At 55.4% G+C, this 25,160-nt stretch carries 21 protein-coding genes; 8 read left to right on the top strand and 13 right to left on the bottom strand.

All coding sequences use genetic code 11. The features are described from left to right. The 4 genes from VOI14_RS03050 to VOI14_RS03035 all read right to left on the bottom strand — a co-directional run bounded on the left by VOI14_RS03050 (position 1) and on the right by VOI14_RS03035 (position 3,483). Positions 1 to 909 (bottom strand): lysine exporter LysO family protein, encoded by a 909-nt coding sequence (locus tag VOI14_RS03050; RefSeq protein ID WP_323750555.1) that lies wholly within the window; start codon positions 907 to 909, stop codon positions 1 to 3. Positions 910 to 978: 69 nt separating this feature from the next. Beyond that, the gene (locus VOI14_RS03045; RefSeq protein WP_323750554.1) at positions 979 to 1,290 is read right to left on the bottom strand and encodes a DUF2288 domain-containing protein; all 312 of its coding nucleotides are present in this window, start codon (positions 1,288 to 1,290) and stop codon (positions 979 to 981) included. Positions 1,291 to 1,387: 97 nt separating this feature from the next. Then, positions 1,388 to 1,783, bottom strand: coding sequence for a response regulator (locus VOI14_RS03040; protein WP_416361380.1), 396 nt, complete (start codon positions 1,781 to 1,783; stop codon positions 1,388 to 1,390). Continuing rightward, positions 1,783 to 3,483: a diguanylate cyclase gene (locus VOI14_RS03035; RefSeq protein WP_323750552.1), complete on the bottom strand. Its 1,701-nt coding sequence runs from the start codon at positions 3,481 to 3,483 to the stop codon at positions 1,783 to 1,785. The genes VOI14_RS03040 and VOI14_RS03035 overlap by 1 nt, the downstream gene beginning before the upstream one ends. Before the next feature lie 106 nt (positions 3,484 to 3,589). On the opposite strand from VOI14_RS03035, the gene VOI14_RS03030 reads away from it, so the two are divergent. Then, on the top strand, positions 3,590 to 5,374 hold the full coding sequence (locus VOI14_RS03030; protein WP_323750551.1) for an ATP-binding protein: 1,785 nt from the start codon (positions 3,590 to 3,592) through the stop codon (positions 5,372 to 5,374). Further along, a complete protein-coding gene (locus tag VOI14_RS03025) occupies positions 5,361 to 7,424 on the top strand; it encodes a GAF domain-containing protein (RefSeq protein ID WP_323750550.1) in 2,064 nt (687 codons plus the stop codon). The genes VOI14_RS03030 and VOI14_RS03025 overlap by 14 nt, the downstream gene beginning before the upstream one ends. A gap of 34 nt (positions 7,425 to 7,458) precedes the next feature. Here the strand turns inward: VOI14_RS03025 and acnA are convergent, their stop codons facing one another. Continuing rightward, entirely contained in the window at positions 7,459 to 10,227 is a 2,769-nt protein-coding gene (acnA, locus tag VOI14_RS03020) for an aconitate hydratase AcnA (RefSeq protein WP_323750549.1), read from the bottom strand. Positions 10,228 to 10,512: 285 nt separating this feature from the next. On the opposite strand from acnA, the gene VOI14_RS03015 reads away from it, so the two are divergent. After that, complete coding sequence (locus VOI14_RS03015) at positions 10,513 to 11,967, top strand: hypothetical protein (protein WP_323750548.1); 1,455 nt, start codon at positions 10,513 to 10,515, stop codon at positions 11,965 to 11,967. 24 nt (positions 11,968 to 11,991) lie between these two features. Here the strand turns inward: VOI14_RS03015 and VOI14_RS03010 are convergent, their stop codons facing one another. Continuing rightward, a complete protein-coding gene (locus VOI14_RS03010; RefSeq protein ID WP_323750547.1) occupies positions 11,992 to 13,443 on the bottom strand; it encodes a rhomboid family intramembrane serine protease in 1,452 nt (483 codons plus the stop codon). A gap of 230 nt (positions 13,444 to 13,673) precedes the next feature. Between VOI14_RS03010 and VOI14_RS03005 the strand changes: the two genes are divergently transcribed. Further along, complete coding sequence (locus VOI14_RS03005; RefSeq protein WP_323750546.1) at positions 13,674 to 14,114, top strand: OmpA family protein; 441 nt, start codon at positions 13,674 to 13,676, stop codon at positions 14,112 to 14,114. A 67-nt stretch (positions 14,115 to 14,181) separates the two neighbouring features. Here the strand turns inward: VOI14_RS03005 and VOI14_RS03000 are convergent, their stop codons facing one another. The 5 genes from VOI14_RS03000 to VOI14_RS02980 form a co-directional block, all read right to left on the bottom strand. Further along, positions 14,182 to 14,583, bottom strand: a complete 402-nt coding sequence (locus tag VOI14_RS03000; RefSeq protein ID WP_323750545.1) for an MAPEG family protein — start codon at positions 14,581 to 14,583, stop codon at positions 14,182 to 14,184. 1 nt (position 14,584) lies between these two features. Beyond that, entirely contained in the window at positions 14,585 to 14,827 is a 243-nt protein-coding gene (locus tag VOI14_RS02995; RefSeq protein WP_323750544.1) for a GlsB/YeaQ/YmgE family stress response membrane protein, read from the bottom strand. 64 nt (positions 14,828 to 14,891) lie between these two features. Further along, the gene (locus tag VOI14_RS02990; RefSeq protein WP_323750543.1) at positions 14,892 to 15,611 is read right to left on the bottom strand and encodes a 1-acylglycerol-3-phosphate O-acyltransferase; all 720 of its coding nucleotides are present in this window, start codon (positions 15,609 to 15,611) and stop codon (positions 14,892 to 14,894) included. A 47-nt stretch (positions 15,612 to 15,658) separates the two neighbouring features. Further along, a complete protein-coding gene (locus VOI14_RS02985; protein WP_323750542.1) occupies positions 15,659 to 16,243 on the bottom strand; it encodes a class GN sortase in 585 nt (194 codons plus the stop codon). Beyond that, a complete protein-coding gene (locus VOI14_RS02980) occupies positions 16,240 to 18,375 on the bottom strand; it encodes a marine proteobacterial sortase target protein (protein ID WP_323750541.1) in 2,136 nt (711 codons plus the stop codon). Before VOI14_RS02980 ends, VOI14_RS02985 begins: the two co-directional genes overlap by 4 nt. 179 nt (positions 18,376 to 18,554) lie before the next feature. Between VOI14_RS02980 and pdsR the strand changes: the two genes are divergently transcribed. From pdsR to VOI14_RS02965, 3 genes are read left to right on the top strand one after another with little or no spacing between them, the layout of a single operon-like run. Continuing rightward, positions 18,555 to 19,256 (top strand): proteobacterial dedicated sortase system response regulator, encoded by a 702-nt coding sequence (pdsR, locus tag VOI14_RS02975; RefSeq protein ID WP_323750619.1) that lies wholly within the window; start codon positions 18,555 to 18,557, stop codon positions 19,254 to 19,256. A gap of 3 nt (positions 19,257 to 19,259) precedes the next feature. Beyond that, positions 19,260 to 21,293, top strand: a complete 2,034-nt coding sequence (locus VOI14_RS02970; protein WP_323750540.1) for an ATP-binding protein — start codon at positions 19,260 to 19,262, stop codon at positions 21,291 to 21,293. After that, positions 21,290 to 22,597 carry a DUF3422 domain-containing protein gene (locus VOI14_RS02965; protein ID WP_323750539.1) on the top strand — a complete coding sequence of 436 codons (1,308 nt, stop codon included), beginning with the start codon at positions 21,290 to 21,292 and terminating at the stop codon, positions 22,595 to 22,597. The genes VOI14_RS02970 and VOI14_RS02965 overlap by 4 nt, the downstream gene beginning before the upstream one ends. A gap of 6 nt (positions 22,598 to 22,603) precedes the next feature. On the opposite strand, the gene VOI14_RS02960 is transcribed toward VOI14_RS02965, so the two are convergent. Further along, entirely contained in the window at positions 22,604 to 23,383 is a 780-nt protein-coding gene (locus VOI14_RS02960) for an ATP-binding protein (protein ID WP_323750538.1), read from the bottom strand. Between the two features lie 110 nt (positions 23,384 to 23,493). Here VOI14_RS02960 and cysK point away from each other — a divergent pair, with 110 nt between their 5' ends. Continuing rightward, a complete protein-coding gene (gene cysK, locus VOI14_RS02955; RefSeq protein ID WP_323750537.1) occupies positions 23,494 to 24,465 on the top strand; it encodes a cysteine synthase A in 972 nt (323 codons plus the stop codon). Between the two features lie 52 nt (positions 24,466 to 24,517). Here cysK and VOI14_RS02950 read toward each other — a convergent pair whose 3' ends face one another. Next, positions 24,518 to 25,096, bottom strand: a complete 579-nt coding sequence (locus VOI14_RS02950; RefSeq protein ID WP_323750536.1) for a porin family protein — start codon at positions 25,094 to 25,096, stop codon at positions 24,518 to 24,520. Positions 25,097 to 25,160 lie beyond the last annotated feature (64 nt).

The following is a 25,160-nucleotide window of genomic DNA, read 5'->3' as shown; positions in this document are numbered from 1 at the left end:
CTATCCCAGCGACAGAAATACCCCCATCAAAACCGGTGATAAGAACGACAGCAAAAAGCCTGAAGCAATGGCAACCGGCACACATGTCAGACCACCGCTGCTGCGAATGACAGGCAGCGTAAAGTCCATGGACGTTGCGCCGCCATAGCCAATCGCCACCGCCGGGCGCGCGCTGATCACCACGGGGATCAAGGCCAGTGCAATGATCTCTCGCAGCACATCGTTCAAAAAGGCAACACCACCCCAGGCGGGTCCCATGGCATCACCGATCACAATGCCGGACAACGAGTACCAGCCAAAGCCGGAAGCAATCGCCAGCGCCTGATTCCAGGAAACGCCGAGCCATGGTGTCAGGGCTAACCCGGCAATCAGCGAACTCGCGCCCATGGTCAGAGCAATGCCCAGGCCCTGCCGGTTCATCAACAGCTTGCGTAACGACAAGCCCGCATTACGCAGTTGCAGACCAATCAAAAAAAGCAACAACATGAGCGCCCAGGTGGCAACGTCTTCGACCATGGGCAACTCAGAAAACCAGTAATAGCCCAGAAAAGCACCAGCGATCACGGCTAACAGCGGTTTCAAACCCGCCATAAACAACCGCCGATACCCCGGCTTCGCACTTTCGTCGCTCGGCCCAATATCTAACGGAAGAAAGTGGTGGAACAACCAAAGCGCAGCCAGATTTGCCACCAACATGGCAACCACCAGTCCGGTCACCTGATAAGCCATGGTGCCCAGATGCGAGAGCAGATCCTCCATCTGCCCCAACCCCAGCCCCAGCAAAATCAGAATAAAATACACCAGCCCTTCTACGAGATAATGAATCACCGTCATCAGGCGTCGATTGGAAAGAGCAAACGCAAAGCCCAAAAACAAAGGGGCCAGAATCAGCAAAGCGCCGGTGAGCATAACAGCCTCTGAAACACAGATAGGAACGAAGGAGAAGGCAGACGACCGTCTGCCATCGGAACAACCGGGTTAGTGGAGCGTATTCGCGGAGCGGTCTTGCACCAGCACCCAGGGAGCCACCACAACAGCCCAAAGTTCGGTGTTTTTTTCATACCAAGCGCGGGCAAGATCGGGCGACACATCCCCGACAGAACCACTGGCAAGCCACTGTTCAAACTGGGTTTTATTGTCTGCTGTCAACTGAGCTGCGACATCCAGCAAATCGAGATTGGGCTCGACACGGACAACGTGGCCACGAGCGTAATAAGTCTGCAATTCATGCCAGTGAATGCGCGAAGTTTCCAGGTTGAGCTTGGCTTTCAGTTCGTCCGGAGATGACATGCAATCCTCGATAATTCGTGCGCTTGATTCAAAGCCGACAGCCTATCTCAAAATTCGGGTTTGCGCACCTGAGAAGGCCCGCATCCACGAGTCCGGCTCAGGCGTGTTCTGTAAACAAACGCCGAATATCATCGGCCAGCGTCATCGGGTCAAAGGGCTTAGGAATCACCCCCAATGCACCAAGCGACAAGTACTCATCAATTTCCGTGCGTTGAATCCGGGCAGTCATGAAAATCGCCGGCGTATCACGGGTCGCCTCGAGCTTACGCAACTCCTGCAAGGTTCGGGGGCCGTCCATCTCCGGCATCATCACATCCAGAATAATCAAATCCGGCTGAAAACCCGGAGCCACTTCAATCGCTTCTGCTCCTGAACTGCACAGCGCAGCAGTAAAGCCTCCCACATCCTGCAACGCCAACTCCGCGATAGCCCGAATGTCGGCATCGTCCTCAACGTACAAAATCTTCTGCAAACCTGGTTCTCCCTTTGACATCACCCTTTGCCTCCTTGGCCACTGTATATCGTCACACCATTACGCCCGGCCTGTTTCCGTTCATAAAGCGCCTGATCCGCCGCCTCAATGGCCTCGCCGGATACAGGAAAATCGTTAATCGCTGCAATACCCGCACTCATGGTCACCTGAAAGCTGTCGTCGCCCGCCGTGAACACCAGCTCTGCAAACCTGGTCCGGATATCGTCGACCAATTCCGCCGCTTCCGTGGGATCACAATGGGGAAGCACCACCAGAAACTCTTCACCGCCATAACGCCCGATGGTATCGGACTCCCTTAGACGGTTACGTAACAGATGGGCCAAGGTTCGGATCACAATATCCCCCTGACCATGCCCCCAGGTATCGTTCACGCGCTTGAAGTGATCCAGATCCAGCATAACCACACAGGACATATGCCCGGTGCGGCGGCAACGAGCAAGCTCTCGCTCGACTTCCTGCTTGATCAACGAATGTTTAAGCAAACCGGTGAGGCTGTCGCGGTTCATCAAATCGGACAACTGCCGAGCGCGGTAACAGCGAATACGAACCGAGCGAACCAGATACTCATCAGTTACCGGCTTTACCAGAAACTCATCGGCCCCTTTGGCCAAAGCATCTAGCTGGGTTTCTGGGTTGTCTTCTGACGATAAGTAAACAATGGGCAACCCTAACCAACGCGGTTCGTAACGGATCATACGAGCCAAAGTAACTCCGGAGTAAGCTCCGAGTTGAACATCCATCAAGACGATGTCGGGTTCAAAGGCTGACAAGGCTGACATCATATTCGACGGGTTCGACACCAACTTGGTTTTCATGCCCGCGTTGGCCAATACCAGACAGTAGCGTTCACCCAGTTCCTTATCGTCATCAACGATCAGAACACGGCCCTGAGGCCGCGCGCCTCGCTCCAGCGCCAGTGACTCAATTCGCTCCGCCAGTGCGGGCATATCCAGGGGTTCACTGAAATAAGCCGTCGCCCCCTGTTCCGCCACTTCATACAAACGTTGGAAGGTATTTTCACGACCGATACCGATCACCGGGAATCGTCGATGATCTGCTTTTGCCAAGTACGCATCGCAAAACTCAAACACATCACACAATTCAGAGTCTTGGCACAACAGGATGGTGGCGCCCGAACGCTGCTTCAGATCTGCAGCGACAGCTTGTGACTCACTCAATCGCGCAACATCGCATGCAAACCCATATCCCTTCAGCTCCGTCATCACGCCGGACAGGTAGTCTGTATCATGGGCCAGCGCCATCACCTGAACCTGCATCCCGTGAGAACCCTCATGAGGGTCTTCCGGCTCATTAGACTGCGTTTCTACAAGGTCTGCGTCAGCACCACTGGCACCTTTCCGGAACAGTGTCGTAAGCTTTTCAATGAGCTTGGAGACCTCAGATGGCACAGCAGCATAGTCCTGTTCATCGCCTTCCCGCTCCGAGGTTGCCTCGACAACAGGCTTAACCAGACTTTCAATTGCCCGGGCCGCTCCACCAAGCTCAGGGAACCCAAAGGTTCCTGCCGAACCCGCCATGCGATGCAAGACCTGATAGCACTCCAGCAAATCCCCTCGGCCCAATTGTCGTTGCTCAATTAGATCAGCAAAGTGGCACAGCCTTTCTATATCGTCTTGGGCCCGAACAACAAAGCGCTCTTGCAGCAGTTTCAGGCGTTTCTGAAGTTGATCATCGGTCACGGTGGCCAAAACACCCCCTTACCATTTTATTCAGCGGACGAATTCCACTATCCTCACTTATGTAAGCACGTTTTCGTTACTACGACCACAATGACAAGAGTCTTCCTTGAAAACACTGAATCTCGGCACCCGTGTTGTCCTGATTACCGGTTTGAGCATCATTATCAGTGTGAGCCTGATACTGTCTATCGCTTATAACCGGCTACTTCATGATTTCGAAGAAGTGCTCTCTGAGCGGCAAACCCTGCAAGCCAAAGCCATGGCCAGCAAAGTCAACGAAGCCCTATCCATCAGGCTCAATGCTCTGGGCGCTTTTGCCAACACGTTAACCGATGGCCATGATCTGCTGCCTCTTGAACAACTCAACCTCTTACTCGGACGGCAGCCTGCGCTAGGACGTTTGTTTGCAGGCGACCTGCTCATTTTTGACAACAACAGCGTGGCGATTGCCCAGAACCATTTTGTCGCCAACCGTATTGGTACATCATACGCAGACCGCGCCCATTTCAAACGCGCCATCACCTCGCACGAGCCGGTTGTCAGCCGCCCCGTCATGGGGCGAAGAACTGGATTGCCTTTACTTTCTTTTTTAGCGCCGATACGAAGCGATGAAGGTGATTTGCTTGGTTTTGCAGGGGGGACTATCGATCTCTCGAAACAGGGCATTCTTCCAGACGATTTGAATCCAGAGCCGGGCACCTTGCTGAAGGTTATTGATACAGGGCATTTTCTCCAGGTCGATGCACTGCAACCGGGCGAGCCCTCGCCTGAGCTGCCCGCTCCGGGCGAGGACCGGTTAATCGATGCAGCCTTATCGGGTGTGAATGCAGGAGTCCTTACTGACAGTGCCGGTAAGCGCTGGGTGTACGCCACCCAGCACCTGTCCCGGCTTGGCTGGCTGTTTGTCAGCGCAGCGCCCTACGAGCGCGCGACCCAGCCGGCTCAAGCCTGGTTCCAGAGCTTTCTCTGGGCCAGTGCCGCAGCCATGTTGCCGCTACTAATAATGGCCTACCTTTTGACCCGGGCGGCCACACGCCACCTAACCAACATGTCCGACAAGATTCTGAATATGGCCGCCGATACGACCTTCAGCCAACGCTTACGCGTGGGCGGCACGACAGAAACCCGAAACCTTGCACAAGCGTTCAACTTGCTAATGGATGAACGTGAGGCGCTGGATGAACTGAAAACCCAGTTCGTTTCCAACGTCAGTCATGAACTGCGCACCCCTCTTACCTCTATCAATGGCTCTCTTAAACTGCTGAATTCCGGCGCAATTGGGGCGCTGCCCGACAAAGCAAAGTCGTTAACCAAAGTCGCCCTCAGAAATGGCGAGCACCTTCAGACGCTGATCACAGAGCTTCTGGACTTTGACAAAGCCGTAGCCGGAAAACTCAGTATTCAAGCCTCCACAGTCCAAGCATCTAAAGCGATTCAGGAAGCCTGCGAAGCCAACCAGGCGATGGCCGATCAATACCAGATAACGCTGACTCCCGAAAGCACAGAAAATCTGTCCGTGCATGCTGATCCGGCACGCCTTCAGCAAATCCTTAACAATCTCATTAGCAATGCCATCAAATATTCACCGAACGCCGGCTTAGTCAGCGTGAAAGCCGAATCCAACGCTCCCGGCTATGTTCGCATCACTGTGGTTGACCAGGGAGATGGCGTTCCCAAACATTTTTCCCCGAACTTGTTCCAACGGTTCGCACAAGCCGAGCTTGGCTCGTCCCGAGCAAAATCCGGCACCGGGTTAGGGCTGGCTATCTGCAAAGAACTGGCCACACTCATGGGCGGTAAAGTGGGCTATTTTTACCAGAACGGCGCCCATTTCTGGCTTGACTTACCGACCGCTAATCATCCGAGCGAGAGCCATCATGAAAGCACCTGACTACCCTGCGAACGAGGCCTCACGGCTAGCAGCACTACAGGCTACGCAGCTGCTGGATTCGCCCCCGGAGGAGCGCTTTGATCGGGTTACGCGCTTGGCCGCTCGTCTGTTTGATGTGCCAATCTGCCTGGTGTCTCTGGTCGATAAAGACCGACAATGGTTCAAATCCTGTTACGGCCTTGATGCCACGGAAACCGGCCGGGACATTTCATTTTGTGGGCACGCGATTCTCGGCAACGATATTTTTCTGGTGGAAGATACGCTCGCCGACGAACGCTTCGCTGACAACCCTCTCGTCACCGGCCCTCCAAACATACGCTTTTATGCAGGCACACCACTGGCTGATCTCGAAGGCAACCGATTGGGCACCTTGTGCCTGATTGACACCTCACCGCGACACTTTCCCAGTGACGACAAGCAAGCACTGCGAGACCTGGCCGACATCATCGAGCGGGAATTCAGGTATCAAGAGTTAAGCAGCTATTACACTGAGCGAACCCGTGCACTCAATATACTCAATGACATTGCACTGGAAACTCAGGGTAGCAACGGCGAGCGAATTGAACGAGCCCTTTCCATCGCTTGCCTGTATTTAAAGATCGACACCGCAATCGTCAGTAAAATCACCGGCGACGCCTACACCATACTTTGGCATCATGAGCGACGAGGTCCTTCGCTCCAAAACGGCTTGACGTTGCCGCTGGCACAAACCTATTGCGCGATCCTGATGTCTCAGCCGGATGTGCTCGCCATCGACCACATGGCCCACTCTCCCTACCGAGATCTACCCTGCTATCAGCTCTTCGGGCTGGAAAGCTATCTCGCTGCGCCCATCTGGGTTAACGGTGAGGCCGTCGGCACACTGAACTTCTCATCAGCCTCACCGAGATTGCCCGGCTTCACCGAAACGGAAAAAACCTTCGTCAGCCTGCTCGCCCGATGGGTCGCTGATCTGATTCAGCAACAAGATCAGGCCGCGACTCTCGACAAGCTGGTTTCGAACGCTCCCGGCATGCTCTACCAATACCGCCTTTGGCCCGACGGCCACAGCAGTTTTCCCTACACCAGCGAAGGTATCCGGAGAATCTTCGGCCTGACCGCCCACGACGTTTTTGAAGATGCCACTCCCGCGTTTAAGCGCATACACCGGGAGGATATGCCAAGGGTATTCGAGTCTATTCAGCAGTCCGCCAAGACTCTCGAACCGTGGGAAACGCGATATCGTATTATGACCCCTGAAGGCCACTGGCGCTGGATCGAGGGTAAAGCCAACCCTGAAAAACTGCCCGAAGGCAGTATCTTGTGGCACGGTTATATCGTCGATATTGACGAGCGGCAGAAGAGCGAAGAAATGAAGAACCAGTTTGTGTCGACCGTCAGTCACGAGCTCCGCACGCCGCTCACATCCATTGCGGGTTCGTTGGGATTGATTCTTGGAGGAGCCACAGGGGATTTATCCGAAAAAACGCGACAAATGTTGAACATTACTCGACGTAATGCAGATCAACTCCGAGCGCTCATCGACGATCTTCTCGACATTGAAAAACTGATCAGCGGGAACATGTTAATGGCTATGGAACAGCTCCCCATCGCCGAGGTCGTCACAACCGCTGTCGAGCACATACAGTCTTACGCCAACCAAAAACAGGTTCAATTGTGCCTGAAGGAAACCTCTTCGGGCCTACAAGCGCACATTGACCCACAACGCCTTCAGCAAGCAGTCGCCAATTTGCTCTCCAATGCGGTGAAGTTCTCGCCCGCTAACGAAGAGATCACGGTAGAAATCTGCAAAGTTGGCGACCACGCGGTGATTGAAGTTTCAGACAAAGGCTCCGGGGTTCCCGATAACTTTCGAGACCGTATCTTCGAAAAATTTGCTCAAGCGGATGGTTCCTCAGCACGAGCAAAGGAGGGCACGGGGCTTGGCTTGGCGATCACCAAACAGCTCATGCAAGCCATGGGCGGGGATGTCGGCTACGAGTCGGAAGAAGGGGCCGGGGCCACGTTCTGGCTTTCTGTACCCATACAGCTCCCGGCCGAAGAAAAGTAACCGAAGCAGGCGGATGGCCTGCTTCGGTTAAGGGTCATGCAGACTTCAGCATTTCCCGCACCACATAGTGCAGGATGCCGCCGTGCATGAAGTAAATTGCCTCATTGGCGGTATCAATCCGCGACTTCAGGTCACAGGTCTTGGTAGAACCATCGGCATACTTCACCGTCATTTTCAGAGTCTGACCCGGCTTAATGTCGCCAGACAGCCCTTCGATGCTGATGGTCTCTTCCCCGGTCAATTTCAACGATTGGCGGTTTTCGCCTTCCGGGAACTGCAAGGGCATTACGCCCATACCAATCAGGTTGGAACGGTGAATCCGCTCATAGGATTCGGCCACCACGGCACGAACACCCAGCAGCCGTGTCCCCTTGGCCGCCCAGTCCCGACTTGAACCGGTGCCGTATTCCTTACCAGCAATAACCACCAGCGGCGTGCCCTTCTCCTGATACTTCATGGCGGCATCGTATATCGGCATTTGCTCGCCAGTGGGGACGAATTTCGTGACACCCCCTTCCACTCCGTCAAGCATCTCGTTGCGGATGCGCACGTTGGCGAAGGTGCCTCGCATCATCACCTCGTGATTACCGCGACGAGACCCGTAGGAGTTGAAGTTCTTCGGTTCCACTCCATGCTCCTGCAGGTATTTTCCGGCAGGGCTATCGGGACTGAATGAACCCGCGGGCGAGATGTGGTCGGTGGTCACCGAATCACCCAGCAAAGCCAGAATATGCGCGTCCTGGATGTCTTCCACCGCATCAGGCTCAGGCCCCATGCCTTCAAAGAAAGGCGGATGCTGAATGTAAGTAGAGTCGTCGGACCACGTATATACCTTGGTTTGCGGCACATCGATCGACTGCCAGGTCGCATCGCCATCGAACACAGCCGCATATTCGCTGCTGAACATACCGGTTTTCACTTTCTCCACCGCTTCGGCGACCTCCTGCTGGCTGGGCCAGAGATCTTTCAGATACACCGGATTGCCGTCTTTGTCTTTACCCAGCGGATCGGTATTCAGGTTCACACGGACGTTACCTGCCAGCGCGTAAGCCACCACCAACGGGGGTGACGCTAACCAGTTGGTTTTCACCAACGGATGAATTCGGCCCTCAAAGTTACGGTTACCCGACAACACCGACGCGACGGTGATATCGCCATCCTCGATCGCTTTTTCCACCTCATCCGGCAGCGGCCCGGAGTTACCGATACAGGTTGTGCAACCGTAACCCACCAGATCAAAGCCCAACTTGTTCAGGTCATCTTGGAAGCCACCGGCGTTCAGATATTCCGTCACCACCTTGGAGCCAGGCGCCAACGAGGTTTTCACCCACGGCTTGGTTTGCAAGCCTTTTTCAACCGCTTTCCGAGCGACCAACCCGGCCGCCATCATGACGCTGGGATTGGACGTGTTGGTACAGGAAGTAATTGCCGCAATCACCACCGCACCCGGGTCCAGCCGGGTCTCCTGACCGTTCAAGGTCAACGGGCGGCTGCAAGGATGGTGATAACTGCTATCAACACCCACGGCCGTTTGCCCACCTTCGGACTCCAGCTTGGAATCACGCTTTTCAGTCGTATCCGGGGCACCTTCGTTGGTTTCCATCAGCAGCTCAAACGCCGCTTTCATGTTCTTCAGAGCAACCCGGTCCTGCGGCCGTTTCGGCCCCGCCAAGCTGGCTTCGACATCGCCCATATCGAGCTCAAGTGTGGCGCTGTAAACCGGCTCATGACCAGGCTCACGCCACAAGCCCTGAGCTTTGGCATAGCCCTCGACCAGATCGATTAGTTCATCGTCACGGCCCGTCAGGCGCAAATACTTCAAGGTTTGCTCGTCCACCGGGAAGAAGCCACAGGTAGCGCCGTATTCTGGTGCCATGTTGGCAATCGTAGCGCGGTCCGCCACCGGCATGTCTTTCAGGCCGTCGCCGTAGAATTCCACAAACTTGCCGACCACACCTTTCTTACGCAGCATTTCAACCACCGTCAGCACCAAGTCGGTGGCGGTGATGCCTTCCCGCAGCTTACCGGTCATTTTGAAGCCAACCACTTCTGGAATCAGCATCGACACCGGCTGCCCCAACATCGCGGCTTCCGCCTCAATGCCACCGACACCCCAGCCCAAAATACCCAGGCCGTTGATCATAGTGGTGTGGGAGTCGGTGCCCACCAGCGTGTCCGGGTAGGCGATGGTCTTGTCACCGTCCTGCTTTTGCCAAACGGTTTTACCGAGATATTCCAGGTTCACCTGATGGCAGATACCGGTTCCTGGCGGAACCACACGGAAGTTATTGAAGGCCTGCTGGCCCCAACGCAAAAATTCGTAGCGCTCCTGGTTGCGCTTCATCTCGATCTCGACGTTTTTATCAAACGACGACGCAGAGCCAAAGTTATCAACCATCACCGAGTGGTCAATCACCAGATCCACCGGCGACAACGGGTTGATCAGGGCCGGGTCACCACCGGCCTGCTTGACCGCTTCCCGCATTGCCGCCAGATCCACAACGCCCGGCACGCCGGTAAAGTCTTGCATCAGCACCCGGGCCGGGCGGAACTGGATTTCAGTATCGGATCGGCGATCTTTCAGCCACTGCACCATGGCGTCAATGTGGGAACGGTCGACGGTGACGCCATCTTCGTTGCGCAACAAATTCTCCATCAATACTTTCAAAGAGAAGGGCAAACGCTGCAGACTGCCCAAAGATTCTTCGGCCTTTTTCAGACTGTAATAGTGAAACGTCTTACCACCGGCATCGAGGGTGGAGAGAGTGTTCAGGCTGTTGGAACTCGACGATTTATTCGACATGCGTTGCCTCCTCTAATTACGCTCTCAATTTTGTCCTTATACTTAAATATCGCACCGAAAACTCAGACTTCAACCGACTGGCATCGACGTAATGTGGAAGAGTTCCTTGCCTCTAAAAGAATCTCCGGAATACGCTTCCAAAAACGGGCAATTGGTATCGAACGTCGTCAAAAACCTGGAAACCAGACTACAACCATCGATTCACGTTTTCAGCACCAAATAATGCGAGGGCGCGGTTCTTCTGTCATTATTGAAGCTGCTTTCTGACGGGCTAGGACATTAATTTTGAAACACGATTGTCACTACCACCCAGGCGACCCTGCCAAATGGCACTGTGGTGAGTGCCAGATGCACTACTGCAACCGGTGCATGCCGGATGCGGATGCCCGCCAACGACAAGCGCTTTGCCCGAAATGCAGCAAGGCCATGCGCTACTTGGGTGCCGCCACCGAAGTGGTGCCGTTCTGGCAAAGAATTGGCGCGTTCTTCCGCTACCCGTTCCACACCGACCCGCTGATTGTCATTGCCATCTGCACGCTCGTGCCCATTGTCGCTCCCGCCAACCTTATCGGGCTGATCATTTGGGTGATCTTGGCTCTGGCCTTGTTCAAATACACTTACGCGGTGATCAATCGCACCGCGGAGGGATACCTGAAACCACCTCCGGTGTCAGAAGCCTTTTCCGGTAGCGGCTTCAACATCGTGATCTTGCAGCTGTTGGTTTTTGTTTTGATGGGTGCCCTGGTGGCCACTGCCGCCATGCTTGGCGGTCCTATTTTGATGATGTTGGCCATCGCTTTTGTGGTGCTTGGGTTGCCTGCCAGCATTATGGTGCTGGCGATGGAGCGCTCTGTTGGCGCTGCGGTGAATCCCCTGAATCTGGCCGTGCTGATCTCCCGGATCGGCACGCCTTATTTCTTGCTGTACGGTTATTTAATCCTGCTGACGCTGGCTTCGGGTGCCGCCCAAGACTTTGCCGTTACCCATTTCCCGCTGTGGGTAGCACAGCCTTTAGCGGGCTTTTTGAACAGTACCTTCACGCTGATCCTGTTCCACATGCTGGGCTATCTGTTGTTCCAGTATCAGGAAGAACTGGGCTTTGCTTCGGACATTCAGGATGAAGAGGATCTGGCCGGTCAGCAACATCGGGACCGCTCCAGCCGACTGGATGCGGATCTGGACATGAGCCTCAAAGACGGTAACTACGACCGCGCTCAGGCGATCCTCAAGGAAGCTCTCAAAAAAGACCGGGACGACCCTCACAGGCTGGGCCAGTTTTACCAGCTGCTCACTGCACGCAACGACGCGTCAGAGCTGTACCGGTATCATCCGCGATTAATGGCTTGGCTAGCCGACCGCAGCGATGGCGACGGACTGAACGAGCTGATCAAAACGCTGCAAACCCTGGAGCCCAACTTCCAGGTGGACGACGCGGATCTTACCCTGAACTGCGCCACGGCCCTGTATCACAGACAACATTTCAAGCCGGCGCTCCGGCTACTGCAGGATTTCCACAAACGGTTCCCGGACAGCGAGCACTTGGCGCCCGCCTACCTGCTGGCGGCGCAAGTGTTGGCGAATGGCCTCCAGCAATGGGAAAAGGCGAGCGCGTTTCTCACCTATGTGCAAAAACGTTGCAGCGACCACCCTGCTCACAAGCAGATCGACGTCTGGCTGGAACAAGCCCGCAACCGGGAACCGCTAAAAGGCCCTAAAGCGAGTTTCCACATCGCTGAATAGAAACGCAGAAACAGGGCCTGACGCTTAGCTCAGGCCCTGAAGCAACTGGCGGTAATGTCGGGCTTTAGGCTCCATCTGCAACTTATCAAACTCGGCGACCAACAGCTGACAGGCCTCGTAAACCATTTCAGGATCGGCCCGCATCCGCATTCTTTCAAACGCCTTCTCTGCAGCCTTTAGATCGTTATTCTTCAAGCTGGCAAACAACACCCGGTTGTGATCTTCTCCGGCCAGCGGGTAGTGTGCTTCGCCCTTGCTGAGATATTCCTGCCAAACCGTCACCAGCTGTTCCGGTTGACGGCGGACAAGAGCATCCGACATCAGTTCGGTGGCGAGGTCCCGGTAAGCAGGCAGGTCAGGTCGAAGTTTGGCAATCTGATACAGGTGTTCTAACAGAATAGAGCGTTCAGGGTAATGCTCTCGAAGCGCTTCAAACTGGCGTCTGGCCAGATCAAAATCCAGTCGCCCAAGGCTGGCCATCGCCTGCGCATAGCCGTTCGTAAAACGGGTATCCTGTTCATCAGGCTCTGGCTCGTAGAACTCTTCTTTCACTTGTAGCCAGCTTTTCCCCAGCAGCCACACCAAGCCTGCGCCGGCAACCAATCCGCCAGCGTGGGCCATGTAAGCAACGCCGGTGGCGCCGGCAAACCAGTAATCGTAAATTTCCTTGCCAAGCCACACCGGCAGCATGGCAATGGCCGGCGCCCGAAAGTAGTTGAAGTACACTCCCAGAAAATAGAAAAACCGGATTTTCTGAAGCCCGTAAATGGCCACATACATACCCATCAAGCCAGAAATGGAGCCCGATGCGCCGACCAGCGGTATCTGACTGCCAGAGGAAAATGCGGTAAACACCAAGCCCGACAGAGCACCACACACCAAGTAAGCCACCAGATACCTGCCCGGCCCCAAGGCTCTCTCTACGGTGAACCCCAGCAAAAACAGGAACAGCAAGTTACCTATTATGTGACCCCAGCCACCGTGCAGAAACTGATAACTGATGAGGGTATAGAGCGAAAGGTCGGCGGGCACCAAACCAAGCTGAAACGCACTCATCTGACTGATCCAGCGGTCTTCTATGCTTGCCCGCTGCTCAAGCCAGAGGCGGCGCTCTGCCGGTGCCCAGATGATGTCGGTATTGTCTTGCAGGTATCGGTAATATTCACGATCCATCAACAACGTCAGCGCTTGCCAGAGCTCATTATTCTGCTCCCGAAGCTGTTGAAACTCCTGCAGCTCCAACACGCTTTTCTGATCGTCCTCAAAGCGAATTTCCCGTTGCAGGTAATCTTCATAAGCCGGTGCTTCGAGCTTGAGCAATCCGCTATCAATGTATTGCTCAAGCGCAGATTCCAGCTTCTGGTCATCGCCGCCCTGGTAAAACAGGAACACCAACAGGCATGTCATGATAAGGCTCAGAGTCACCCAGGGTGGGCGCTTCCAGTTAACGGTGTTCTCGGCGGGGATAATCAACATAGGCGGTCACTATTCATCACAATCGGTCCTTGATAGGCTGTTTTTTACCACAGTGACGCCTTATTTTCGCGGTGTAATGTCATCAGGCAGTCATACAATCACTCTTCAATGGGTAACCGTATTCGCGGATCTTGTATCGACTATTCGCCAATTGCTGTTATTGCTCTATAACTAAATAGTACCGGAGCGATAACAAAAAGAACCTGACTTTGATTGCAAGGATACTGCAGATGACGACTCTCGTTTTAGACAACCCTGAAATGCTGGCCCAAGCCGCGCTGGCGTCCGGTTTTATTGCAGCCCAACAGCGTCAGGAGGCAGGTCGCCCTCATCGCTCTCGCTTTCACTTCGGTTATAACAAACACACACTGGATGCGACAGATACCGAGATTCTCAAGCAGCATGCTGCCTATCTGAAGCGCCATCCGGGCATGCGGGTGAAAATCCACGGTCACTCGGACAACTTTGGTTCAGGCGACTACAACCAGTTTTTAGCCCGCCTGAGAGCCCATTCGGTGGCGAGACTGTTAACACGGGAAGGGGTTTCTCCGTCTGCCATGGTCATGGCTACCTGGGGCGCAGATCGACCTCTGGCTCGGCCTGAGGACCGCGCTGCCAATCGCAGGGTTGAGCTGGAATATCTATCCATGGACATTGCTAAGGCTCTTTAAAGCCCAAACCCAATGCCACACATACAAAAACGGGGCCTGTCAGGCCCCGTTTTTTCATCACCGGCGTTTAACCGTAAACCTTGCCAACATTCCACAACAACAAAAGCGCCGCCATCAGAATCGACAACCAGGTCAGCACCATGCCCACCAGCCGAGCCTTGTGAGTTCTGCCCTTACCCTTGATCATGCCAAAGGCGTGCAAGATTCGTCCTAGCACCAACGCCATCCCGGTCCAGTAAACCCAGGTTGACGACACGCCGTTCAATTCGGCAATGGCCAGCATGATCAAGCCAATCGGGGCGTATTCCACCAGATTCGCGTGGGCCCGGACCGTCGCTTGAAATACAGGGTCATCATTAACCCCCATGCCAATTTGATACTTAAGCCGGAATCTAACTGCCATGACAGAGAGAACCAGCAACAAAATGCCTATCGCCGCGGCAAAGACAGCCGTAATGGGTATGATCATGTCAGCCCTGCTTTATCTTGTTAACAACAGCCAGAAGGAGGACCGCGCCAGCCGTGGCTGTCACCAGCTCTCCGACCATGCTTTTTACGGCAAGTCCGAGCAGGCCAAAAACAACCCCACCGATGACCGAACCCACAATACCAATACCAATATTGGCCAGCACACCGAAGCCTTTACCTTTCATAATCAAGCCGGCTAACCAGCCCGCAAGACCACCAATAATCAGAAACCAGACCAGACTCATCTATCGGTTCTCCTATCGCTCATTCAACTATATGCGCAAAGACTGCCCTGTTTTTATAGGCTGTTCAAGCAGTTCCTGAGGTTACTGACAACCCGTCAACAGCCTCCGCCATTTGCTTGTGGCAACGTTCCATCAAGTCCGTAACATCGGCGTTGGTCAAGCCTGCGGTTTCTATCGGGGAGAGGATTCGCACCGGCACCGAGCCACGGCGACCCAACACGCCTTCGGTTTTGCCATGGTAGTTGCCTACGCACACCATCGTAATGGGGGCTCCGGCAGCAATCGCCATGTGAAACGCCCCTTTTTTGAAGCGTCCAAGACCGCGACCGCGGCTGCGAGTACCTTCGGCAAACACCCAGATGCTTTTACGGTCCTTATTGATGGCTTCGCTGGTGGCTTTCATAATTGCCACGGCTTTATGGGACTGGCTCCGGTTGAGGATAATATTGGCACCCAACCAAAACACCTGACCAAAGAAAGGAATCCAGAGCAGGGCCGATTTACCGACTGCTACCGTCCTGGGGGGCAGTAAGTCTCCGACAATCATCAGGTCATCATTCTCTTGATGGTTCGCGACGATCACCGTTGGCCGGTCTTGAGGCATGTTCTCAGCGCCGTACAGAGGACGTTCCATCCCCAGTACCCGCCGACAAAAACGAGCAATGAATCCCGCTAACAAGCGATTGTTGTCCGGGTTAAAAGGCCGTGCCAGATACAAAACCAAAGACAACAAACAGATAATGGCAACACATAACCAGGCCACTACTTTTCTTACAACACCCATACTGCGCTTCCGGATTATAAATTTTGAGCGCACAAGTGTATGCCAATTTACAAAATCGCAACAGTACTGCTTGGCACTGCCGGAGATACAGAGCGCGCCTCTACAACATAGCGTAAGGGCCCTCTCGCATCCATGGCATCAAAAGGGTAACAGGTAATCAACAACACAGAGTCTTGCGCGAGCTGGTGGGTGTCTATCGCCTCAGTGCGACTATCGACAATGCTCACGTCGGTGACCTCATAATACTGCCATTGTTGGTTCTGGTTCTGCACCCGCACTTGATAACCGGCCTGCACATCTTTTAAATGACGGAAATGGGTATCCCGGTGACCAGCCAGAATCAGGGGCCCGCGCTCGCCCCCAAACACCCGTCCCGGACCGAAGGCCAGGCTTTCACCGTGCCCCCCCTCCAGCACAATCATGGAAACACCCAACTCCGGCAGTTCCAGCTTTGCCACCGGCCAGGTATCGGCCCACGGCCAGGGCCGTTCCTCCGTTTGTTGGGCCTGACTGTCTAACCAGGCCTTTTTCAACAATTCCTGAGCCACCAAGGCCTTGAACGGTATCCACAACCCAAACATCAGCAGGATCAGAGAAGAGCTTGTCAGCAGGACAAAAAAGCGACTCATCATGCAGCCCTCCGATTCAGTAACAGCATCGCCAGGGCAAACATTAACCCAACCAGACCCAATGCGCTGAGCAGCGGCCAGAAGGTGGCCGTTTGCGGATATCGCAGCATTCCTGAGCGACTGCCCGCTGGCAGCAGGGTGGGTAACTGTTCACTTTCGAGCGTCTCGGACGTCGGCCGAACCGGTTGTTCCTCTACCGCAACAAAGCTGGTGAATGGCGACATCACATGGTGTGTCATCGACAATTTGATAATACTGGACTCGTCTGGCGTCTCTCCATTCAGGCTGGCCGCATCCATCAGCTCATCGATCCGGCCTCTGGCCCAGTGTCGATTCAGGCCGATGGCCGGCGCGGCGTGACCAAGATTCAAACGAGTCGTCCAGCGGCGACCGCCAGGGAGCTTGCCAGACACCTCCAGTTCGCCAGCGGCTGGCAGGCCTTGAATCGTTTGCACCAACGGTCGGCCCCGAAACAGGTCACCCGGCTTGGATGGCACCGTTTCCAGCACAGGGCTTTGAAACGGCCAACGCACTTCAATATCGGTGAGCACAGGAGCGTCCATGGCAGAAAACAGCTGCTTCAACGCTGCATTCACTTCGCCACTGTTGTGGATGGCGGTGTACTCCCCCCGGCCCCAACGGGCAGCTTCGCGAAGAAAGTGCATGTTCGGCGCCGAACCTATGCCGACGGTAAACAAACGACGATCGTTCAGGCCTCGACGAATCATGTCAAACAACGCCGTTTCATTACCCACAGCCCCATCGGTGATGAACACCATTTGCTGCACCAAAGCATCAACGGGCGCCTGATCCATCCCCATGGCCAGCGATAAAGCACCGGCTATCTCCGTACCACCGTCCGCCTGCAAGTTGTGAACATAATGACGGGCACGAGCCAGATAGTGCTGTTCCGCTGGCACAGGTTGAGCAAACAGCGCATGCGCCTGGCTGTTGAACTGAATAACATTGAAGTAATCGCCCGGGCGCAGGGTATCGAGACCGCGCAACAAGGCGGCGCGCGCCTGGACCATGGACTCACCGGCCATGGAGCCCGAGGTATCGATCACAAATTGCAATTCTCGGCGTAAGATCGGGGCGGTGGTTTCCGGAGGCAACACCATCGCCATCAGAAAGTCCTGCCCTTGCCATTGCTGTTGAAACACCGCGGCGGTCGGCTCCCGGCCCGTCACTGGGCGCCACCGCACAATCACATCTTTATCCATCAAAACTCGATCGCTTTCGGGCTTCACCGTGACCCGGCTGCCGTCGATGTCCGTGTGCAAGCTGTGGCTGGGGCTGGTGACTTCCGCCAGCGGAAAACCGCTTTCAATATCCAGCGCGATGGTCGCCCGGTGGCTTTGGCGGTCTACGTCTTGCGAACGCACGGTGAAGGGGCTGATCTCATCCGCATCGGACACCTGGTCTGTGGGCATGGCCCAGCCGGACTGCCAATCTTTCGGGGTGTCGGTGACCGTTTCGCCCGGGATATAGCGCGGCGTTAACGTGGTGGGCAGGCGCAACTCGAACTCGCCCTGACGGTAACTGACCGGCTGCTGGTATTGAATCTCTACCTGAATGGTTTCACCCGGCGGAATGTTGGCAATCCTGCTCGTGAACAAATTCGGGCGCTGCTGCTCGACCATAGTGGCATGTTGGCCGGAAGACTTGGCCTTTTCATAGGTTTCGCGGGCTTGCGCCTTGGGCTCGAGGCGGCCCACCAATCGGCGCTCACCGACCGTCATCACCAAACCGTAGACCGTCGCTTTTTCCGGCAAAGGAAAGACAAATACGCCTTCTTGCCAGCGATCGCTGGTGTTTTTGAATTCCCGGGTCAGCTGGGTCTGAGCCAGCAGGCCCGACACCTGCACTTTGAAGTCACTGTTCAGAATCAGCGCCGGTTGTTGCCAAGCACTGTCCCTGTTTGTCAGGTAAAGTTGGCCGGCGTCTTCCCGGTCGGCCTCGCGGGCTTCGGCATACAGCGGGTGCACGAACAGCATCATCAAGACGGCCAGCCAAAGGCTGATGCCTTCGACGATACGCAGCCTTTTTCGGGCATCCAGTTTCCGCTTTAGCGGGCGGGAGGCGTAAACATCGGCTCTTATGGCCGGATTGGCAAGCAGCGGTAGCAACATCATCACGTCATCCTTTGTGTGGCTGTGAGTGATGCCATTGCAACAGTCCGAGACGACCTCTCGGTGGCAAAAGCGGGCAAACTACCGGAAAACTATGATGAATTATGGCAATCCCGCCGCTCGCGCTTGAACCGGCTCTTGAGCATGGTTTAATGGAACCACATATCGCTGAACGACTGGTTATGAAAAAACACATTGCACTGATAGAAGACGAACCGGGCATCCGGGATAACTACCGTGCGGCGTTCGAGCGCCGAGGTTATCGCGTATCGACGTACGGTGACCGGCCCTCGGCTTGGCAGGTGCTACGCCAGAGCCTGCCCGATCTTGCGATCATTGACGTTGGGTTGGGCGACGAACCGGAAGGTGGCTTTACTCTATGCCAGGCGCTGCGTGCCCAATCAGCAACCCTGCCCATCATTTTCCTGACCGCCCGCGACAGCGACATCGACACCGTTCATGGACTGCGCCTCGGAGCCGATGATTACGTCACCAAAGACATGAGTCTGGAACACCTGCTGGCCCGTATCACCGCACTGCTCAGACGTGCCGAAGCGTGGGCGGAAGCCCTGCAAAAACCCGATGAAGTGGTGCAGCGAGGGCGCATGGCGATGAACGTGGATCGCATGACGGTGAGCTGGGATCAACAGCCGGTCGATCTCACGGTGACGGAGTTCTGGATGTTGCATTCGCTGGTACAGCACCCTGGCCACGTCCGCAGCCGTGAACAGCTGATGGAAGCCGCCAGCACGGTACTCGATGACAACACCGTGACCTCTCACATCAAACGCATTCGCCGAAAATTCGTGCAACTTGATGCCAGCTTTGACGGTATTCAAACGGCCTACGGCATGGGGTATCGTTGGAACGCCCGTGAGGTCTAAGCCGTGAGCCTCAAGCGCCAGTTATTTCTGGCCAGCGTGTTGATGCTGCTGATCCCTTGGGCCGGCCTGAAGTTTGTGCTGGAACTCGACAACGCACTGCGGGCTCAAGCGCTGCTGCAATTGGACGAAAAAGGAGCTCGCCTGGCCGAAGTGGCCGGCGATTTCATGCTGGGTGCCCCTGTGGTTGAAGGCAGTGAAGCTCTTTATGCTGCCCCCACAACACAATTTCCGAAAGTGGACGGTTTTACCACCACCTGGCCCGGCTTTCAGGAACACGAAGAACAGCTTCCGTGGCAGTCCCGACCCGGTCAGGACAGTCTGAGGTGGCTGGCCACCAGCAATAAACGCTACCTTTACTTGCTGGTACAGAAACGGAATCAGGGCCTGCGTCCCTTCAACCCCAGCCTACCAGAACAACCCCACGACCGTTTCGAATTGGTGCTGGAACCTCCCGCCAGCCAACTCGAATCTGGCCAGTCAAAGACATGGCTGATCAGAACGACGGCGCCGGGCACCAACGTTCCGGCCCTGATTGATGGCGACCCCACTAAACCAGACCGCCTGCTCGACGTGGCCTGGGAAGATTTGGGCTCCCGCTGGCAGTTAGAACTGCGTATGCCTAAGCCTGCTCCGGGCAGCCGACTGGGCTTTCAAACATGGCAATCGGACGAAAGCCCCAGCACCAATGGCACGCCCATCACACCACCACCTCTTCTGGTACAGCGCAATACCGCCCTTGAGCGAGTGCTGGCACGACAGCTAAGCGATGGCCAACAGGTGACGGTGCTGGAACCCACGGGCTGGATAGTGGCCCATAGCCACGTGGACAGCCCAACCCCAACAACCGATTTCGATGATCTGTCCACCGGCCAAATCCTGGAGCAGATTACCCTCAACGCTCTGCGTAGCTTGGTCAGGCTGTATCAACCACAACCCAAAGTTTTAGCTAAAACGCATCATCAACTTCACACCGGCGGTTTGCCTGAGCATCATTTAGTCCAACAGGACGGTGCAATCTGGCTGGCCACAGAACACGCGTTCTTCGGTCGACGGTCGCTATTGCTCAAGCAGTCTATGGACCAACTGCTCAGCGTATCCGGCTCTGCCCTTGGCAGTGTATTAGCGCGTAGCTTGTTGATCATTCTGGCACTGACTCTGGCCTTACTCGGCTATGCCAGCTGGCTATCCTGGCGTATCGCCCGCCTGCAGCGGATGGTCAGTGCCAGCGTTGATGACGATGGCCGCATAATCAAGACCATTCCCGCAGGTCGTTCCCGGGACGAGCTGGGGCAACTGCAACAGCATTTCGGGCAAATGGTGTCGCGCTTGCAAAGCTACAATCACTATCTGGAAAGTTTTTCTCGCCGGCTGTCCCACGAATTGAAAACGCCGGTAGCCGTGGTTCGTTCATCCCTGGAAAACCTGGCGCACAACCATTCCGAAGAGGAGCGACAAGCCTATCTGGAGCGAGCCTCATCCGCGGCCGAACGATTGCGGCGAATTTTGCACAGCATGAGCGAGGCCGCCCGGCTGGAACAGAGCTTTGATCAGGCTGACAAGGAAGACTTCGATCTGGCTGAAGTCATCGATCAGGCCTGCGCGGCCTACCAACAACTGGACCCGCACCATCAGTACCATTGGCAGGTGGCCGACACCGCCTGTCCCCTGCTCGGCTCCCCGGAAATGCTGGTGCAAATGCTCGACAAGCTGGTTGATAACGCGAGGGACTTCACCCCCAAAGACGGCAGAATTGAAGTGCGATTGGAGCAAAGCCCGGAGCACTACACCATCGAAGTGTTTAACGAAGGTTCAAGCCTGCCGGTCAACCCAGGCGTGGATATTTTCGGGGCGTTTGTTTCCCAACGGGAAGGTAAGGCTGAGGGGCATCTAGGCCAGGGTCTGCTCATCGTTCGCTTGATTGCAGATTTCCATGGTGGCCGAACTGATGCCCAAAACCAGTACCTTAAGGGCATTGACGGCGTAGCCTTCCGCGCTATCATCCCGAAACTTCCCAACGAACCAAGGACTGCCCCGTGACAGCCAAGCCCGTCGCTTTGGATTTCCACCCCCTGCGCGCCGATCTTTATCAGGAGCTGCACTCGCGGCCCTTTCAGGTCTTACCGCCCCGAGCGCGGGTGAGCCACATCGCGGTCGTAACCACACCGGAGCAGCGCAAGAGCCAGTTCAAACACCTGCAAAGCCTGCACCGTATGCTGGGTGAGCCCTGGCCAGAGCAGGAAGTCACCTGCTATGAGCAGACCTTTGATCAGCTGCGCATTCGCCGTGAAGTGCATCTGGAATTTACCGCTTACACCTTTATCAATCTGGCGCCGTCCAACGCCGCGCCTTTTGAGGAAACCGGCATAAGCGCTCTACCTCACGGCTGGCTGGAACAACTGAAAGGCACCGTGGTGGCGGCCTTTCATATTGACGTAAGCCCCTCCTCGGACCACGCCCGCAAAGAGCCTGCGTTCATGCGCAAGCATTTTGAAGGCATGCGGCTGGTAGGGAGCAGCCCACAGGAAGGTGCCGCCCGGGTACTGGGCACCTTCCAGTTGCACAGCGACAATTTCGGCCGTTTCATGGTGCTCAATGACAGCATGTCAGACAGCCAGCTAGGCCGGCTTGTTCAGCGCCTGATGGAAATCGAAACCTATCGGTTGATGTCTTTGCTGGCACTGCCAATGGCCCGGGAAATCACACCCGCTCTGAACGACATGGACCGGCAACTGGCCACCATTACTCAGGCACTGGCTGACAACGAAACGCTGGATGAGCAAACCATTCTGGCCAAGCTCACCAACATTGCCGCCAAAATCGAAGCCTTCCGGGCCCACTCCACCTTTCGGTTTTCCGCCACCAAAGCCTACCATCGACTTGTGCTGACCCGGCTGGACGAGCTGCGCGAAGACGAAATGTCCGGCCATCTCACCATCACCGAGTTCATGACGCGGCGTTTAACCCCTGCCGTCAAAACCTGTGAATCGGTGAGCGTTCGGCTGGAAGACTTATCCCGCCGGGTAGACCGGGCTTCCGACATGATGCGCACCCGGGTAGAGCTGGCTATTCAAAGTCAGAATCAGGAACTGCTCAGTTCCATGGACCGGCGCTCACGTATTCAACTGATGATGCAGCACACGGTTGAAGGCTTCTCGGTGGTCGCCATTTCCTACTACCTGATCGGCTTACTCAGCCTGGGGCTGAATGCACTGGTAGGGGCCGGTTACCCAATCAACAAACCCGTAGCACTGGGGATCGCCATCCCCGTGGTTCTGGCGAGTGTGTTTGTGGCCATCCGGCTGATCCACCATCGGTTTATTCGCATGGCAGATCACCACTAGCCGGCCTTAGCTGAACCGAGGGTCGCCCGCGAACTGACGATAGAACTGCTGGGCCGAGCGACCGTTGCGCACCCCTTTGCGAGTCGCGAAACGTACCGCCTCGAGATGCAGTTGCTCACGATCAGCCACCGCGGGGAACAAGGCATCCACCGCCTGCAAGTAGACATCCTGGGAGAACGGATAGAACGACAGCTGTAGCCCGAAACGATCCGCCAACGACACTTGTTCCTCGATGGCTTCAGCGGGGTGCAGCTCTCCGTCGCGCACTTCGCTTTTCAGGTTGTCGCTCATGAACTCGGGCATCAGGTGGCGGCGGTTCGAGGTGGCGTACACCCGCACGTTCTCCGGTGGCAGCTCTAAGGAGCCTTCCAGCACACTCTTGAGTGCCTTGTAGCCAGACTCCCCCACCTCAAAAGACAGGTCATCGCAGAAAATTACGAACCGGAATGGCAGATCGCAGATGTCATCGACGATTTCCGGCAGGTTCACCAGATCGTCCTTATCCACTTCGATCATCCGTAAGCCTTGATCCTGATAGCGGTTTAACAAAGCTTTGATCAGCGACGATTTACCGGTACCCCGAGAACCCCAGAGCAAGACATTGTTGGACGGCTGTTTGTTCAGGAATCGTTCGGTATTGCGTGACAGAGCCGTTTTCTGCGTGTCGATGCCAGTGAGATCATCCCAGCTGATCGGGTCTAACCGGCGAATATCCCTCAAGCCTGACCGATGACGGCGCCATACTGCAGCTGGCGTATGCTGCCAATCGAAAAGACTCTCACTCATAACCTTACTCCTTTTGGTTCTTAATTTGCCTGTGTACGGCCTAGCTTTGCTCAGTCGTCCGAGGGTAGGATCTATAACTATTGGATATTACCAGACACTAGGAGCAAAGCATGGCACGTATCTACGACGATAATTCCCTTTCCATCGGCAATACCCCGCTGGTCAAACTGAACCGGGTAAACGACGGGGCCACCATTTGGGCAAAGATTGAAGGCCGCAACCCGGCGTATTCAGTCAAATGCCGAATTGGTGCGGCGATGATCTGGGATGCCGAGAAACGTGGTGTGCTCAAGCCTGGCATGACCATTGTCGAGCCTACCAGCGGTAACACCGGTATCGCCCTTGCTTACGTGGCGGCTGCCCGAGGCTACAAGCTGGTACTGACCATGCCTGCGTCGATGAGTCTGGAGCGCCGTAAGGTGCTGAAAGCGCTTGGTGCAGATCTGGTGTTGACCGAACCGGCCAAAGGCATGCCCGGCGCGATTGCCCGTGCGAAGGAAATTGTAGAGGCGGCCCCGGACAACCACTTCCTGCCCCAGCAGTTTGAGAACCCGGCCAACCCGAAGATCCACGAAGACACCACCGGTCCGGAAATCTGGCACGATACCGATGGCGCTGTCGATATTTTCGTAGCGGGCGTAGGCACCGGTGGCACACTGACCGGCGTATCCCGTTACATCAAAAGCACCCAGGGCAAGGCGATTACCACGGTGGCCGTTGAGCCTACCGATTCTCCGATCATCACCCAGGTTAAAAACGGCGAGGATCCAAAACCTGCACCGCACAAAATCCAAGGCATTGGCGCTGGCTTTATTCCGGGTAACCTGGACATGAGCCTGGTCGATCAGGTGGAAGCGATCTCCAATGAAGACGCCATGGCCATGGCTCATCGATTGATGCAGGAAGAAGGCATCCTGTGCGGCATTTCCTGCGGAGCCGCTGTGGCGGCGGCCGTTCGGGTGAGCCAGCAGCCCGAACACAAAGGCAAGAACATTGTGGTGATTTTGCCAGATTCTGCCGAGCGCTATCTCTCCAGCGCGCTGTTCGCCGACAGTTTCGGCGAGTTGGAAAATCAGCAGTAATAAAAAAAGCGCAGCCTGACCGGCTGCGCTTTTTACTTTCCCCGTTAACGGATCAGAACTGGAACTTCAGACCAACCCGACCGGTATCAAAATCCGGACCGCTGTTGTTCACCTGACCGTTAAAATCGTCTTCATCGATATCTACGTTATAGCGGTTGTATTCCGCAAAGGCCGTGAGCTGTTCCGTCACTCGGAAGTCCACACCGGCACCCACAAACGGGTTCACTTCGTCGTAGGTTTCGCTGTCATCGAAAGCATCCACATCGAACGCAGAAGCAAAAGCACCCGCTTTAGCATAAACACCAAAGCTCTGAGTTAAGGGCAGGCGACCAATGGCACTCAGCCCGGCACCTTTGAGTTTGCCTTCCACCTCGTCGTCACCAAAGTTACCGAAATCGATGTACTCGGCCTCAAGAGCAAAGAACTCATTGAACTGGTAACCCAAAGCGGCACCCAGCATATCGTTTTCATCTTCAAACTCGCCACCATGGGACTTATAGCCACCATAGCTACCACTGATGTACGGACCTGACTGGTCGCGGCTGGCGTTGTCCTGCGCCCAGACTGCCGGTGCCGTCAGCACAGCCGCACTCATAACCGTGGCATACACAACATGAGATTTATGACTCATAACGCGTTTTCCTCCGTGGTTGGGTTGAGCGTGAGTCACCCTACCAAGAACAATCGCGTTTTTG

It is taken from the genome of Marinobacter sp. (assembly GCF_034669625.1).
Classification (GTDB): domain Bacteria; phylum Pseudomonadota; class Gammaproteobacteria; order Pseudomonadales; family Oleiphilaceae; genus Marinobacter.
Note: the sequence above shows the minus strand (reverse complement) of the source record. Positions and strands in the feature narration are given on the sequence as shown.

Excerpts from the sequence above, each read along its gene's own strand:
- VOI14_RS02980 (WP_323750541.1), bottom strand. The coding sequence starts at position 18,375 with ATGATGTTGCTACCGCTGCTTGCCAATCCGGCCATAAGAGCCGATGTT.
- VOI14_RS03005 (WP_323750546.1), top strand. The coding sequence starts at position 13,674 with ATGACGACTCTCGTTTTAGACAACCCTGAAATGCTGGCCCAAGCCGCG.
- VOI14_RS03045 (WP_323750554.1), bottom strand. The coding sequence starts at position 1,290 with ATGTCATCTCCGGACGAACTGAAAGCCAAGCTCAACCTGGAAACTTCG.
- VOI14_RS02990 (WP_323750543.1), bottom strand. The coding sequence starts at position 15,611 with ATGGGTGTTGTAAGAAAAGTAGTGGCCTGGTTATGTGTTGCCATTATC.
- VOI14_RS03050 (WP_323750555.1), bottom strand. The coding sequence starts at position 909 with ATGCTCACCGGCGCTTTGCTGATTCTGGCCCCTTTGTTTTTGGGCTTT.
- acnA (WP_323750549.1), bottom strand. The coding sequence starts at position 10,227 with ATGTCGAATAAATCGTCGAGTTCCAACAGCCTGAACACTCTCTCCACC.
- VOI14_RS02950 (WP_323750536.1), bottom strand. The coding sequence starts at position 25,096 with ATGAGTCATAAATCTCATGTTGTGTATGCCACGGTTATGAGTGCGGCT.
- VOI14_RS02985 (WP_323750542.1), bottom strand. The coding sequence starts at position 16,243 with ATGATGAGTCGCTTTTTTGTCCTGCTGACAAGCTCTTCTCTGATCCTG.
- VOI14_RS02995 (WP_323750544.1), bottom strand. The coding sequence starts at position 14,827 with ATGAGTCTGGTCTGGTTTCTGATTATTGGTGGTCTTGCGGGCTGGTTA.
- VOI14_RS02960 (WP_323750538.1), bottom strand. The coding sequence starts at position 23,383 with ATGAGTGAGAGTCTTTTCGATTGGCAGCATACGCCAGCTGCAGTATGG.
- pdsR (WP_323750619.1), top strand. The coding sequence starts at position 18,555 with ATGAAAAAACACATTGCACTGATAGAAGACGAACCGGGCATCCGGGAT.
- VOI14_RS03025 (WP_323750550.1), top strand. The coding sequence starts at position 5,361 with ATGAAAGCACCTGACTACCCTGCGAACGAGGCCTCACGGCTAGCAGCA.
- VOI14_RS03000 (WP_323750545.1), bottom strand. The coding sequence starts at position 14,583 with ATGATCATACCCATTACGGCTGTCTTTGCCGCGGCGATAGGCATTTTG.
- VOI14_RS03010 (WP_323750547.1), bottom strand. The coding sequence starts at position 13,443 with ATGTTGATTATCCCCGCCGAGAACACCGTTAACTGGAAGCGCCCACCC.
- cysK (WP_323750537.1), top strand. The coding sequence starts at position 23,494 with ATGGCACGTATCTACGACGATAATTCCCTTTCCATCGGCAATACCCCG.
- VOI14_RS03040 (WP_416361380.1), bottom strand. The coding sequence starts at position 1,783 with ATGTCAAAGGGAGAACCAGGTTTGCAGAAGATTTTGTACGTTGAGGAC.